The sequence below is a fragment of the Ramlibacter sp. genome, assembly GCF_028291745.1.
Lineage (GTDB): Bacteria > Pseudomonadota > Gammaproteobacteria > Burkholderiales > Burkholderiaceae_C > Ramlibacter.
The window spans coordinates 176,008-190,501 of record NZ_JAQGNQ010000056.1 but is presented as its reverse complement, the minus strand read 5'-3'; the positions used below and the strand labels follow the sequence as shown (position 1 = coordinate 190,501).

The 14,494-nt window shown below is 68.0% G+C and carries 10 protein-coding genes; 4 read left to right on the top strand and 6 right to left on the bottom strand.

The genetic code is table 11. From position 1 onward, the window contains the following. Nucleotide 1: 1 nt before the first annotated feature. The 4 genes from JWP60_RS10000 to ugpC all read right to left on the bottom strand — a co-directional run bounded on the left by JWP60_RS10000 (nt 2) and on the right by ugpC (nt 4,294). Complete coding sequence (locus JWP60_RS10000; RefSeq protein ID WP_299790019.1) at nt 2-874, bottom strand: carbohydrate ABC transporter permease; 873 nt, start codon at nt 872-874, stop codon at nt 2-4. Then, a complete protein-coding gene (locus tag JWP60_RS09995; RefSeq protein WP_299790205.1) occupies nt 871-1,725 on the bottom strand; it encodes a sugar ABC transporter permease in 855 nt (284 codons plus the stop codon). The genes JWP60_RS10000 and JWP60_RS09995 overlap by 4 nt, the downstream gene beginning before the upstream one ends. Before the next feature lie 112 nt (nt 1,726-1,837). After that, complete coding sequence (locus JWP60_RS09990) at nt 1,838-3,151, bottom strand: extracellular solute-binding protein (protein ID WP_299790016.1); 1,314 nt, start codon at nt 3,149-3,151, stop codon at nt 1,838-1,840. Between the two features lie 63 nt (nt 3,152-3,214). After that, entirely contained in the window at nt 3,215-4,294 is a 1,080-nt protein-coding gene (gene ugpC, locus JWP60_RS09985) for a sn-glycerol-3-phosphate ABC transporter ATP-binding protein UgpC (RefSeq protein ID WP_299790013.1), read from the bottom strand. A 331-nt stretch (nt 4,295-4,625) separates the two neighbouring features. Between ugpC and JWP60_RS09980 the strand changes: the two genes are divergently transcribed. Beyond that, entirely contained in the window at nt 4,626-5,396 is a 771-nt protein-coding gene (locus JWP60_RS09980; protein WP_299790011.1) for a transglutaminase-like domain-containing protein, read from the top strand. Nucleotides 5,397-5,538: 142 nt separating this feature from the next. Here the strand turns inward: JWP60_RS09980 and JWP60_RS09975 are convergent, their stop codons facing one another. Beyond that, on the bottom strand, nt 5,539-6,117 hold the full coding sequence (locus tag JWP60_RS09975; RefSeq protein ID WP_299790008.1) for a nucleoside-diphosphate sugar epimerase: 579 nt from the start codon (nt 6,115-6,117) through the stop codon (nt 5,539-5,541). Continuing rightward, on the bottom strand, nt 6,107-7,903 hold the full coding sequence (locus tag JWP60_RS09970) for a DEAD/DEAH box helicase (RefSeq protein WP_299790005.1): 1,797 nt from the start codon (nt 7,901-7,903) through the stop codon (nt 6,107-6,109). The genes JWP60_RS09975 and JWP60_RS09970 overlap by 11 nt, the downstream gene beginning before the upstream one ends. Before the next feature lie 327 nt (nt 7,904-8,230). On the opposite strand from JWP60_RS09970, the gene JWP60_RS09965 reads away from it, so the two are divergent. From JWP60_RS09965 to JWP60_RS09955, 3 genes are all read left to right on the top strand, one after another. Beyond that, a complete protein-coding gene (locus JWP60_RS09965) occupies nt 8,231-10,471 on the top strand; it encodes a DUF1631 family protein (RefSeq protein ID WP_299790002.1) in 2,241 nt (746 codons plus the stop codon). Nucleotides 10,472-10,552: 81 nt separating this feature from the next. Continuing rightward, nucleotides 10,553-12,220, top strand: a complete 1,668-nt coding sequence (ettA, locus tag JWP60_RS09960) for an energy-dependent translational throttle protein EttA (RefSeq protein ID WP_299789999.1) — start codon at nt 10,553-10,555, stop codon at nt 12,218-12,220. A 104-nt stretch (nt 12,221-12,324) separates the two neighbouring features. Then, nucleotides 12,325-14,400: a DUF1631 family protein gene (locus JWP60_RS09955; RefSeq protein WP_299789996.1), complete on the top strand. Its 2,076-nt coding sequence runs from the start codon at nt 12,325-12,327 to the stop codon at nt 14,398-14,400. The last annotated feature ends 94 nt before the right edge of the window (nt 14,401-14,494 follow it).

Below are 14,494 nucleotides of genomic sequence, written 5' to 3'. Positions count from 1 at the left end.
CTTATTCCTTGACGGCGCCGGTCAGGCCCGACACGTAATATTCGACGAAGAACGAATAGATGATGGCCACAGGCAGCGAGCCGAGCAGGGCGCCCGCCATCAGCGGCCCCCAATGATAAACGTCGCCTTCGACCAGTTCGGTCACCACCGCCACCGACACGGTCTTCACTTCGGACGACGAGATGAAGGTGAGCGCGTAGATGAATTCGTTCCACGAAAGCGTGAACGCGAAGATGCCCGCCGAGATCAACCCCGGCACCGCCAGCGGCAGCACGATCTTCCACAGGATCTGCAGGCGGCTGGCCCCGTCGATCAGCGCGCACTCTTCCAGCTCGTAGGGAATGGTGCGGAAGTACCCCATGAGCAGCCACGTGGAGAACGGAATCAGGAAGGTGGGATAGGTGAGGATCAGCGCCCAGCGCGTGTCGAACAGCCCGAGCTGGAACACGATGGCCGCCAGCGGGATGAACAGGATCGAGGGCGGCACCAGGTAGGCCAGGAAGATCGAGAGGCCCACGTGGCGCGAGCCGCGAAAGCGCAAACGCTCGATGGCATACGCCGCCAGCACCGAGCACAGCAGCGACACGAACGTGGACACCACGGAGACCACCACGGTGTTCCACAGCCAGGCGGGATAGTCGGTGTGGAACACCAGTTTCTCGAAGTGCGCCAGCGTCGGCCCTATCACCCAGAAGGGATTGCCTGCGCGCGAGAGCAGCTCCTGGTCCGGCTTGATGGAGGTGATCACCATCCAGTAGAACGGGAACAGCAGCACGAACACGAACACCCCTAGCGGGAGGTAGAGCGTCACCACCCGGCGTGGCAGCGAGCCGAGATAACTCATCCCGCCGGCGTCGTTGTCGTCTTTCTTCATTTGTCGTTGCCGCCTTGCTGCCATGTGCGCCGCTGCAGGCCGAAATACGAGAAGAGGATGGAGGCCAGCAGGAAGGGAATCATCGCGATGGCGATGGCCGCTCCTTCGCCCAGCGCGCCGCCCGGAATCGCCCGCTGGAACGACAGCGTCGCCATCAGGTGCGTCGCGTTCAGCGGACCGCCGCGGGTGAGCACGTAGATCAACTGGAAATCGGTGAACGTGAACAGCACGGAGAAGGTCATCACCACCGCGATGATCGGGGTCAGCAGCGGCAGCGTGATGAAGCGAAAGCGCTGCCAGCCGGTGGCGCCGTCGATGGCGCCGGCCTCGTACAGCGATGGCGAGATCGTCTGCAGGCCTGCCAGCAGCGTGATCGCCACGAAGGGCACGCCGCGCCAGATGTTGGCGGCGATCGTCGACAGCCGCGCGTTCCACGGATTGCCGAGGAAGTCGATGTAGTGGTCGATCAGGCCCATCTTCATCAGCGCCCAGCTCACGATGGAGAACTGCGCGTCGTAGATCCACCAGAAGGCGATCGCCGACAGCGCGGTCGGCACGATGTAGGGCAGCAGGATGACCGTGCGGAAGAAGGTCTTGAACGGGATGCGCTCATTGAGCAGGATCGCCAGCCACAGGCCCAGCACGAACTTGATGACGCTGGCCACCACCGTGTAGAAGAGGGTGTTGAACAGCGCCAGTTGCGTGACGCTGTCGCCCCAGAGGAAGCGGTAGTTCTCCAGCCCGATCCAGTGGCCGCCGCGACCGATCTTGGTATCCGTGAACCCCAGCCACACGCCCAGTCCGAGCGGGTAGGTGAGGAACACGACCAGCAAGGCCGCCGCCGGCAGCATGAACAGCAGCCCGAGCAGGTTGCGGTTGTTCTGCAGGCGCTGCCGCAGCGCCCGCCTGCGGGGTGCGGCCGCCGCCGGCAAGACCTCGATCGCGTCGGCCTTCACGCTCACCTCAGACCTTGTAGTAGCGATCGGCGCGGTCGCGGGCCCGCTGCATCGCTTCCTTCGGCGTCTTGGAGCCGCTCACCGCTTCGGCCACCATGTCCTGCACGATGAAGTCGGCCAGCGCGCCGGCGGAGGCATAACCCAGCTTGCCCATGTAGCCGGCCGGCCGCATGTTCTTGACCGAATCGCGATACGGCGTGTTCTTGGGATCCACGGTCCAGACCGGGTTCTTCTCGTAGGCGCGCAGCGGCTGCGAGATGTAGCCGCCGGCCGCCTGCATCCACGGGCCGTACTGCTCCTGCTCCATCATGAAGCGCACGTACTCCTTGGCCGCCTTCGGGTACTTGGTGTGCTTGAACACCATCTGGTTGAAGAACAGGTGGTATTCGGTGGGCGTGCCCACGGGCCCGACCGGGAAGGCGGAGTGCTGGATGTCGCCCGCAATCTCCTTCATCTTCGGATCGGTCGCGTTCTTGGCGGCGTAGTAGATCGAGATGCCGTTGTTGGTGACCGAAATCTGGTTGTCCAGGAAGGCCTTGTTGTTGTTCGGGTCCAGCCACGAGAGCGTGCCGGGCACGAAGGTGGCGTACAGCTCCTTGCCGTATTCGAGCGCCTTCAGCGTCTCGGGGCTGTCGATGATGACCTTGTTGTTCTTGTCGACCAGCGCCGCGCCGTGCGCCCAGATCAGCCATTGCGTCCAGCCGGAGTCGCCGGTGGCGTGCCCGAGCGCCATGCCGCCCGGCGTGCCCTTGGCCTTGAGCGCCTGGAACATCTTCAGGAAGCCGTCGGTGTCGCGCGGGAAGGCATTGAAGCCCGCCGCCTTCACCTGGCTCTCGCGGTACACCATCATGCTGCCGGTGCCGCCCAGCGGCACGCCGATCCACTTGCGGCCGTCGGGGCGCATGTAGGCCTCGCACGCGGGATACCAGCCGCCGTATTTCTTGCCCAGGTACTCGGCGACATCGGTCATGTCGAGGAGCTTGTCGGGGTAGAGGTTGGCGTCGTCGTTGGTGGACAGGATGATGTCCGGGCCGGCGCCGGTGTTGGCCGCCACCGCGGCCTTCGGGCGCACGTCTTCCCAGCCTTCGGCGTCCAGGCGCACCTCGATGCCGTACTTCTCGCTGAACTTCTTGACGTTGGCGGCGTATGCGTCCTCGTCACCCTGCACGAACCGCTTCCAGCGCAGCACCCGCAGCTTGGCGCCCTTTTCCGGCTGGTTGTTCCACTGCTGCGCGTGGGCCGCGGCGGGCCACAGCGTAGGCAGCGACACGGCAGCGGCGCCGGCGGATGCCTCTTGCAGGAATTTGCGTCGGTTCGTCATCGAGAGTCTCCTCAGGGTTGGATGGAAACAGGCACCAAGCGGAACGCCCTGGCAGGCGCGCGCTCAGTGGGCCAGGCGCATGCCGCTGGCAGCATCGAACAGGTGCGCCCGCGCCGGGTCGGGCCGCAGGCGGATGATTTCTCCGGGCCGGAAGGCATGGCGGTCGCGGAACACGCTGGTGACTTCCACGCCCGCGATCTTGGCGAAGACCTGGGTGTCGGCGCCGGTGGGCTCGACCACCACGACCTCGGTGGCCACGCCGTCGTCGCCGTCGGCCAGCTGCATGTGTTCCGGGCGCGTGCCGTAGACCACGCTCTGGCCATCGCTCAGCCCGGCGGCCGCGGCGGGCGCCGGCAGCGACACGCCACTGCCGAACTCCACGCGCGCGTTGCCGCCGGCGCGCCGCAGCACGCCGGGCAGGAAGTTCATCGCCGGCGAGCCGATGAAGCCGGCCACGAACTGGTTGACGGGATGGTCGTACAGATCGAGCGGCGAGCCGGTCTGCTCCACCCGGCCATCGCGCATCACCACGATCTTGTCGGCCATGGTCATGGCCTCGATCTGGTCGTGCGTGACATAGACCGAGGTGGTGGCGAGGCGCTGGTGCAGTTCGCGGATCTCGGTGCGCATCTGCACGCGCAGCTTGGCGTCGAGGTTGGACAGCGGCTCGTCGAACAGGAAGACCTGCGGGTCGCGCACGATGCAGCGGCCCATGGCGACGCGCTGGCGCTGGCCACCCGAGAGCTGGCGCGGGAAGCGATCGAGCAGTTCGCCCAGCCCCAGGATGTCGGCGGCCTTGCGCACGCGCTCGTCGGCGAGCGACTTGGGCTGCTTGGCCAGCATCAGGCTGAACGCCATGTTGTCGCGCACCGTCATGTGCGGATAGAGCGCGTAGTTCTGGAACACCATGGCGATGTCCCGGTCCTTGGGCGTGAGGTCGTTGACCACGCGCCCGCCGATGCGAATCTCGCCGGCGCTGATTTCCTCCAGCCCCGCGATCATGCGCAGCAGGGTGGACTTGCCGCACCCCGACGGTCCCACCAGCACGGCGAACTGCCCGTCCTCGATGGCGATGTCGACACCCCGGATGATCTGTGCGGCACCGAAGAACTTCTCCACGCCCCTGATTTCGACTGTGGCCATCGTCTCTCGTTGTGTGTGAGGAAAGGCAACGGAACTTGTAGCATGAAAGAAATGCTGCGTCATCAGCATTGCACCCGCCGCGCCCCCGCGCCGCAGGGGCCGCTAGGGGAAGACCCCCATGCGAAAGCGCTTTGCCGGCGCGGCCTGGCGCGGCGGCGCGGGGCTGCGCGCCTGCTTGCGCGCTTCGTTGCGCGCGCAACCACTTTGCGGCTTTCCCCGCCTGGCGTAAGCCACACACCTAGCGGTGGCCGTGTCGCCAGCGCCTACAATTTCTGACATGACCGGTGTCCCGGATACACCGGCAATCAACGTTGGGAACAGAGGTCATCACGTGCCCCAGTCCGCACCGCCAGCACCGGATTTGGGCGTCGACGATCCGCAGCTCTGGCTGGGGCCGTCACGCCTGATCGATCTGGAAGATCCGAAGCTCCGCCTGCGGGTGCACTCGCTCACCCAGCTTTGCAAGAACGACCGGGAAAAGGCGATTGCCATCTATGGCTTCGTCAAGCGCCTGCCGCTCGCGCGCCGCTTCAAGGCCCGGCCGCAGACGGCCCGCGAAGTGTTCGATTTCGGCAGCGGCGATGCGCCCGAGAAGGCGACGCTGCTGGTGGCGATGCTGCGGATTGCCCGGCTGCCCGCGCGCATGCGCTACGTGATGCTCAGCGGCGAGATCCTGCGCGGCATCGCCGCCGGCATGACGCAGGCAGCGCGCCCCATCGTCGAGATCTGCCTGAACGAGCGCTGGCTGCGCACCGACACCTACATCTTCGATCCGGCGTGCATGGCTGCGGCCCGGCAGCGCCTGCGCGACCGCGGCTGGGAGTGGGGCTACGGCATCCACGTCAACGGGCACATGCTGTGGAACGGCCACGAGGACGCCTTCCTGGGCGGCGTGCCCAGCGAATGCGATCTGATGGTGGTGGGCCAGCTGGGCGTGTACCACGACCCGGCGCAGTACCAGCGCTCGCGCCCCACGCGCCGGCACTCGCGCCTGCGCGCGCTGTACTGGAACATGGTCGCGCCGCTGGTGGACGGCGCGTACCGCAGCCTGCGCAACGAACCGGAGCGGCCGCCGCGCACGTCTTCCAGCCGGATTTCCTGAACCCTCCGGATGTCATCCCGGGCTTGACCCGGGATCCATGCGGCGCTTGGCCGACCGCCGTCTGGATTGCGGGTCAAGCCCGCAATGACATCCATGTGGATTGCGCAGTCCTGGCCCCCGATCACAGGGTTGCCGGAGCTGCCTACCGCTGCTGCATCGCCCCCGACAGCAGCACCTTCTTGCCCACCGCCACCGGCACTTCGTGCAGCAGCGCGCCTGCGACGTCGCGCGCCGCGATCGAACGGAAGTCCGCGGGAATCAGCGGGCGCAGCCAGCGGCTTAGCCGCACGGCGAGCTGCTCGCCGCTGCGCACCGGTTGCCCGAGGGCAGCGCGATCGCCGGCCAGCATCGAAGGCCGCGCGATCACCAGGCCCGCGAAGCCCAGGCCGGACAGTGCCTCTTCGAGTTCGCCCTTGACGCGGTTGTAGAAGATCGAGGAGTGCGCATCGGCGCCCATCGCGCTGACCAGGCCCAGGTGGCTGGCGCCGGCTACCTGTGCGGCGCAGGCGACGGCCAGGTTGGCATCGAAATCGACGGCCCGAAAAGCAGACTGGCTCCCGGCCACCTTGATGGTGGTCCCGAGAGCCAGGTAGGCTTCGTCGACGGGGGGCAGGGCCCCCAGTGCCGCGAAGTCGACGATGTGCGTCGTCAGCTTCGCGTGGCTGGATGCCAGGGAGCGGCGGGCCACTACGTGGACCGCCGCCACGGTCTCATCGGCCAAAAGTCCTTGCAGGATTTCCCGGCCCACGAGCCCCGTAGCCCCCGCCACCAGTGCGGTTCGGCCGCGCACCGCCGCCACCGCCGCCGCCTCGCCGGCCGTTCTTGGCCATGCTGTCGACGCTGGTGCGCAGCGGATCGGGCTGTCCATCGGTGCTCCTTTGCACGGGCTCGCGGACGACGAACGGGCTGCGGCTATTGTGCGCGCCCTCGCGCGGCTGACGTTCCTCGTCACGCTGCGGCCGTTGCACGTTTTGCACGTTTTGGCCGTTTTGGCCGTTCTGCGCGTTCTGCGCGTTCTGCCCGTTGCGGTTGCCGCGGGGCGGACGCGCCTGCTGCGGTTGCGGCTGTTGCGCGCGCGACTGGCTGTTGCCATTGCCGTTGCCGTTGCCGTTGCCGTTGCCGCGAGCCTGCTGACCTTCGCTGCGCTGGGCACCGTTGCCGTTGCCGCTGCGCGCAGTGCCGCTGCGACCGCTGCCGGCACGGCCGGAGCCGCCCGACTTGTCCTTGTTCTCGCGGATCCGCTGCATCATCTCGCCGCGCGCCGCCTTGGCCGCCGCGTTCATGACTTCGCGGCTGGGCGGGCGGCCCTTGCCGCCCCACAGCACCTGACGGCCCATGGCGATGGGCTCGGCCTGCTCGCCCGGCTCCGGGCCGAAGCCCGCGACCACGTCGACGGCGACGTCCTGCTTGGTGAAGCGTTCGATCTCCTGCATGAAGCCTTCTTCGTCCAGGCAGACCAGCGACACCGCCTGGCCTTCCTTGCCCGCGCGGCCGGTGCGGCCGATGCGGTGGACGTAGTCTTCCGGCACGTTGGGGATCTCGTAGTTCACCACGTGCGGCAGGTCGTCGATGTCGATGCCGCGGGCAGCGATGTCGGTGGCCACGAGCGCGCGGATCTCGCCGCTCTTGAAGCCGGCCAGCGCCTGCGTGCGCGCGGTCTGGCTCTTGTTGCCGTGCAAGGCCATCGCTTCGATGCCCTGCTTTTTCAGGTGGTCGGCCACGCTGTTGGCGCCGAACTTCGTGCGGGTGAACACCAGCACCTGCGACCATTCGTGCTGCTGGATCACGTGGGCCAGCAGTTCCTTCTTCTTGTTGCGGCCCACCGGGTGCACGGTCTGGGTGATGCGCTGCACCGTGGTGTTGCGCGGGGTCACCTGGATGCTCTGCGGATTGCGCAGCAGGCCGTTGGCCAGCTCGCGGATCTCGTCGCTGAAGGTGGCCGAGAACAGCAGGCTCTGCTTGTCCTTGGGCACCAGCGCCAGCACCTTCTTCACGTCGGGGAGGAAGCCCATGTCCAGCATGCGGTCGGCTTCGTCCAGCACCAGCACCTGCACCGTCGACAGATCGAGGTGACCCTGCTGTTGCAGGTCGAGCAGGCGGCCCGGGGTGGCGACCAGGATGTCGACGCCCTTCTTGATGCGGTCGATCTGCGGGTTCATGCCGACGCCGCCGAAGATGACGGTGGAGGACAGTTGCAGGTACTTGCCGTATGTGCGCACGGATTCCTCGACCTGGGCGGCCAGCTCGCGCGTCGGCGTGAGCACGAGGGCACGGATGCCCAGCCCGCCGAACTTGTTGCGGGCGCTGCGGGCCATGGTGAGCTTGTGCAGCACGGGCAGCGTGAACGCTGCGGTCTTGCCGGTGCCGGTTTGCGCGCCGGCGAGGAGATCGTGGCCTTCGAGGACGGCCGGAATGGCCTGGGCCTGGATCGGGGTGGGGGTTTCGTAGCCTTGCTCGCGGACGGCCTTCAGGAGAGCCGGTGCGAGATTCAGTTCGTCAAAAGTCATTGAGCAATAGAGCGCCGTTCCGGGCGCGGGGACATCGGCCGTTCCGAGCCAGGCAGGCCGGATCCAGTGAAGGCAGATGGGTACCAGGGGGTGGGAGCCGGCAGGCGCTTGGGCCCGCTTCGTCCCCAGCGAAACGCTGAGCCCGCAACCAACTGGAGGCCGCGGGAAGAAGCATTGTCGCATGTTTGGAATGCGCGTGCCTCGGCGGGCGTTGTGCCCGCGCACCGGTCATCGTGCCAAAAGTGTCACCTGTCCTGCCCGAAAGTGCCATACGGTTGAGCCGCGGACATAATCGCCTTGCCCACGGGCACGCATAACATGGCCAAGATGATGAAGCTCCGCCTGGGCGTCGCGGACGATCCCACCCAGCTCCAGCCGTCGCTCAGCGACTGCCTGGCGGCTGTGCTCAAGCGCGCCGACGCGCTGATGGCGGACGTGCTCAAGGCCGTGGAAATCGGAACGGCGGCCAGCGGCCCGGGCCGCATCCCCGCGTTCCAGCAGCCGGCGCTGCGTCATGCCATCCTCGCGCTGCAGACGCAGTCCGTGCCTTTCAAGGCGGACTTCGTCACCGAACTGACCCGCCTGGTCTATGAGGGCGGCGGCAAGGACCAGACCCAGACCGAGGTGCTGCGCTACGAAGACCTGCAGTTGTTCGCGGACGACCAGCTCGATCAAAGCATCGAGCTGGCCCGCGCGCAGCAGGAGGTCGCGCAGGCCGTCGACGACACGCTGCCGGCCCTCGATGCCCTGGTCAGCACGATGCTCGGATGGCGCACCATCCAGCCCGGGCTGAACCCCTTGCGCCCGGACGTGTTCGTCCGCGCCCTGCAACATGCGCTGGCCCTGCACGTCACCAACTCGCAGGTCCGCGAGACGCTGATCACGCCGGCCGCCGGCCTGCTGGGCGTGCACCTGCGCAAGCTCTATCGGGAGCTGGCCGAATGGCTGCGCTCCACCGGCGTCGAGCCGGCGGTGCCGCTCGGTGGCCGCATCGACAAGAGCACGGGCGCCGCCGGCAAGCCGGTGACCGATACGGTGGCCAAGACGCTGCTGACGCTGGATCGCCTGCGCAAGCTGATCGCCGGCGACTTCGACCCGCCGCGCAAGGGCGAATTCCTGCACACCATGCCGGCCTCGATGTCCATGCTGCAGGAGCTGAAGAAGGCCGAAGAACTGGTCAAGCGCCTGGAGCAGCGGCCCAAGCCCACCAGTGCGCCGGCGCAGCCGGTCGACATGCTGGCGCAAGTTGGCCAGCCCCCGGCCGCGCCGCCCCGCATCGGCGAGCAACTCGGGCAGGAAGTGGTGCGCCTGATGTTCGACCACCTGGGTGACGACCGCCGCCTGCTGCCCTCTCTCAAGGGCGAGCTGCGGGCCATGGAGCCGGCGGTGCATCGCCTGGCGAAGGTCGACTCGCGCTTCTTCAGCGACCGCACGCACCCGGGGCGGGTGCTGCTGGATCGCATCACGCAACGCAGCCTGGCCTTCACCGCCGAGGACGATCCGGGCTGGCCCCGCTTCCTGGGTTCGGTCGCTTCGGCCAGCCGCTGGCTGGAAAGCAAGGTGGTCGATGCCGACACCTTCCGCGAGCTGCTGGAGATCCTGGCCACGCAATGGGACGTGCTCGACGAAGGCGCGAAGCAGAAGCGGGAAGAGGCGGCCAAGGCGCTGCTGCACGCGGAGCAGCGCAACCTGCTGGCCCAGAAGCTGGCGGGCGACTTCGTCGAACTGCTCGAAGGCCTGGATGTCGCCGAGTTCGTGCGCGACTTCCTGAAGAACGCCTGGGCCCAGGTGGTGGCCGATGCGCAGCTCAGTTGCAAGGACGGCTCATCCGACCCGCATGGCTACCGCGCGCTGGTCGACGACCTGGTGTGGAGCGTGCAGAAAAGCTCGGCCCAGCGGGGGCGCGTGCGGCGGCTGGTGCAGATGATCCCCACCCTGCTGCAGCGCATGCGCGAGGGCCTGCAGCGCATCGCCTATCCGCCGGAGCTGACCCAGCGTTTCTTCGACCACCTGATCACGGTGCACAAGGCGGCGGTGCACGAGGGGCGCGATCCGGCAGCGCAGGCCGCGGCCGATGCGGCGTGGACCGCCGAGTCGCAGTTCTCCGAAGAAGACGTGGAGATGTGGCTCGACCACGTCGAGGTGCAGGAGTCGGGCTACGTCGACTTCCCCGGCATCGAGACCGGCATCGAGCATGTGGCCTCCGCCGAAGCGGCACAGCAGGAAGCGCACGCCCGGGAGCAGGAGGCGCAGCAGGCGGTCGAGGCCGGCGTCGACCCGGAACCCGCTGTCCTGCGGCCCGAGGAGATGCGCCTGGGCGCCTGGGTCGAGATCCACATCAAGGGCGAATGGGTGCGCGCGCAACTGACCTGGGCGAGCCCGCACGCGACGCTGTTCATGTTCACGTCGGTGGGCGGCACGGCCCATTCGATGTCGCGCCGCACGCTGGACCGCCTGCGCGCCTCCGAGCACCTGCGCATCGTCGCCGATCGCCCGGTGGTGGACGAGGCGCTGGACCAGGTGGCGCAGGCGGCGCTGAAGAACAGCCTGGACGGCAAGGGTAGCTGAGGCATCGGGGTTCCCAGACCCTGGAACCCGCTTGCTGGGCCCTTGCAGGGATAATGCGCGGTTTCCCGCAGCAAAAGCACCATGGCCCAGTACGTCTACACCATGAACCGCGTCAGCAAGATCGTGCCGCCCAAACGGCAGATCTTGAAGGACATCTCGCTCAGCTTCTTTCCTGGCGCCAAGATCGGCGTCCTGGGCCTCAACGGCTCGGGCAAGTCCACGCTGCTGAAGATCATGGCCGGCCTCGACACGGAGATCGAGGGCGAAGCCACGCCCATGCCGGGCTTGAGGATCGGATACCTGCCGCAGGAGCCGCAGCTCGAACCCGAGCAGACGGTGCGCGAGGCGGTGGAAGGCGGGATGGGCGAGGTGATCAACGCCAAGGCGCGGCTGGAAGAGGTCTATGCCGCCTACGGCGACCCGGACGCCGACTTCGACAAGCTCTCCGAGGAGCAGCAGAAGCTCGAGGCCATCATCGCTGCCGCGGGGGCCGAGAGCGGCGGGGAGCACCTGCTGGACATCGCGGCCGACGCCCTGCGCCTGCCCCCCTGGGAAGCCGTCATCAAGAACCTCTCGGGGGGCGAAAAGCGCCGCGTGGCGCTGTGCCGGCTGCTGCTGTCCAAGCCCGACATGCTGTTGCTCGACGAGCCCACCAACCACCTGGACGCGGAATCGGTGGAATGGCTGGAGCAGTTCCTGGCCCGCTTCTCGGGCACCGTGGTGGGCATCACCCACGACCGCTACTTCCTTGATAACGCCGCCGAATGGATCCTGGAGCTCGATCGCGGCGTCGGCATCCCGTACAAGGGCAACTACTCCAACTGGCTGGAGCAGAAGGAAGCCCGCCTGGAGACCGAGCAGCGGACCGAAGACGCCCGCACCAAGGCGATGAAGAAGGAACTGGAGTGGGCGCGCTCGAACCCCAAGGGCCGGCAGGCCAAGAGCAAGGCGCGCCTGGCCCGCTTCGAGGAACTGTCCGACTTCGAATACCAGAAGCGCAACGAGACCAACGAGATCTTCATTCCCGTGGGCGAGCGCCTGGGTCATGAGGTGATCGAGTTCGTGAACGTGAGCAAGTCCTTCGGCGACCGCCTGCTGATCGACAACCTGAGCTTCAAGGTGCCCGCGGGTGCCATCGTCGGCATCATCGGTCCCAACGGCGCCGGCAAGTCCACGCTGTTCAAGATGATCGCGGGCAAGGAGCAGCCGGATTCGGGCGAGGTGAAGATCGGCAAGACCGTGCAGATGGCCTTCGTCGACCAGCACCGCGACGAACTGGCCAACAACAAGACCGTGTGGGAGGACGTCTCGGGCGGCCTCGACATCATCAACATCGGCAAGTTCCAGATGGCCAGCCGCGCCTACTGCGGCCGCTTCAACTTCAACGGCGGCGACCAGCAAAAGCGCGTCGGCACGCTGTCCGGCGGTGAGCGCGGTCGCTTGCACCTGGCCAAGACCCTGCTGCAGGGTGGCAACGTGCTGCTGCTGGACGAGCCCTCGAACGACCTCGACGTCGAGACGCTGCGCGCGCTCGAAGACGCGCTGCTGGAGTTCGCCGGCAGCGTGATGGTGATCAGCCACGACCGCTGGTTCCTCGACCGCATCGCCACGCACATCCTGGCGGCCGAAGGCGACAGCCAGTGGGTGTTCTTCGACGGCAACTACCAGGAATACGAGGCGGACAAGAGAAGGCGCCTCGGCGAGGAAGGTGCACGACCGCACCGGGTGCGCTATAAAGCATTGAAGTAATAGCGAAGCGTCCCCGCGCAGACCGGGACCCATTGCCAAGACCAAAGCCAACCGTCCCCGCGCAGGCGGGGACCCATGCCACGACCGAAGGAAGGGGCGGCCGCATGGGCGGCGAAACGCAGCAACCGCACTACCAGGCGCTTTACCGCGCCTGCATCAAGGACGCGGCCGTCGCCGGCGCGCACCTGATGCAGGCGACCTTGGCGCGCGCCCTGCAGGAGTTGCCGGAACGGGCAGCCGCGATCGACGACCTGATCGAGCGCAGCATGCTGCTCGAGGCGGTGGACGTGCTGCGCGATCACCAGCAGCCGCTGACCGATGCCTTCCCCCAGGCGCTGCTCGCCGAATTCGCCCAGGCGATTTCCGGCGACCGCGCCTCCGCTCTCAGCTTCGAATCGCTCTCCCTCATGGGCGACGACCAGGTGCTGGAGAACGCCGACCTGGTCAGGGCCGCGCGCGAGCTGGAACAGGCCGTCGCGCCGCAGCTGGCCCGGCTGGAGTCCGCGCTCTCGACGATGCACCTCACGCCGGCCGGCGGCATGCAGCGGCACCCGCTGCGGCCGGAGATCTATGCGCGCAGCATCTATCGCGTCGCCCGCCAGAGCCCGGTGTCGCCGGTGGTGCGCCGGCGCTGGCTGCGCTGGCTGCCGCCGCTGATGGCCTCCGAGCTCGCGCAGTCGTATGCGCAGATCGCCCGGCGGCTGCGTCCGGAGGGCAGCCTCGACTCGGGTTACGCGCCCGTGTCGCAGGACGCCCTGGACCGCGCGACCCAGCTCACCATCCGCGAGCTGCGCAAGCTGCTGGCCGGCGAGCCGGGCGACGGCGCCGACGAGGCCGTCATCGTCTTTGCCGAAACCGAGTTCTCGCACACGGTGCCGTCGGCGCTGGAGATGGTGCAGGACATGCGCAAGGTGGACCAGCTGATGCTGCAGCTGCGCCAGCGCCAGGTCGCCATGCCGGGGCGCGGCGGCGACAGCCTGGCGGCCTTTCGCGAGGCGATGCGGCAGGAGGCCCGCCGCCCGGCGCAGGCGCTCGGCCTCGAGGTGGTGCACCTGATGGTGGAGAACCTCGCCGGCGACACCCGCCTGCTGCCCTCGGTGCGCGAGGTCGTGCGCGACCTCGAGCCGCCACTGCTGCGGCTGGCCCTGGTGGACCCGCGCTTCTTCAGCGACCGCGACCATCCCGCGCGCCAGTTGCTGCAGCAGCTGACGCAGCGCAGCCTGGCCTGGACGTCGCCGGAGGAGCCGGGCTTCGCCGGCTTCATGGACGGACTGCAGCAGGCCACCGAGGCGTTGCTCGATGCCCGTTCCACCGGCCCCGAGACTTTCGAGATCGCGCTGGGCGCCCTGGTGGAGGCCTGGGAAGAGGCGCAGCCGCGCGGCCGCCGCAACCGCGAGCGCGCGGTGCGCGCCCTCGTCTGGGCGGAGCAGCGCAACCTGCTGGCCGAACGCATTGCGCGTCAGATGCTGGAACGGCCCGATGTCGCTGCCGCGCCGCGCGAGGCGCTGGCCTTCCTCACCGGCCCGTGGGCGCAGGTGATGGCGCATGCGCGCCTGGGCGACGGCACCGGCGACGAGGACCCCGGCGGCTATGGCTGGGTGGTGCAGATGGTGCTGTGGAGCGTGCAGCCGGCGCTGGCTTCACGCGTGGCCAGCCAGCATCGCGCGCTGGTCAAGCGCATCGACCAGGGCCTGGCCAGCATCGACTATCTGCCCGCCGATACGGACCGCTGGCAGAACCTGCTGTCGGCCCTGCGCGACCTGGCGTTGTCAGCGGCCAGCGGCAGCTTGCTGCGGGTCACCGAACCCGAGACGGCGCCGGAGAGGGTCGATACCTGGCTGGCGCCGATCGAGATGCACGAGTCGGGCTTCGTGCCGGACTCCAGGATCCCGCTGGGCTCCACGGTGTCCGAGCCGGACACGCTGCCGTCGCCGGAACTCGCGGTCGGCGCCTTCGTCGACCTGATGTCCGATGGCTGGGAGCGCTGGCAACTCACGTGGGCGAGCCCGCACGGGCTGCTGTTCATGTTCACGCATGCCAGCGGCGCAACCCGCTCGATGACGCAGCGCAAGCTGCAAGCCATGCTGGGGCAGGGGACCCTGCGACTGGTGTCGGCGCACCCGGTGGTGGATGGGGCGCTGGATGCGGTGGCAAGGGCAGCCTGGCGCAATAGCCTGTAGAGGCGCGACGTCGCGTTCGACGGAGGGATGTCATGCCGGGCTTGACCCGGCATCCAGGGCGGCGCTTCATCCGGCGCCGCGCGCCCTCACCCCC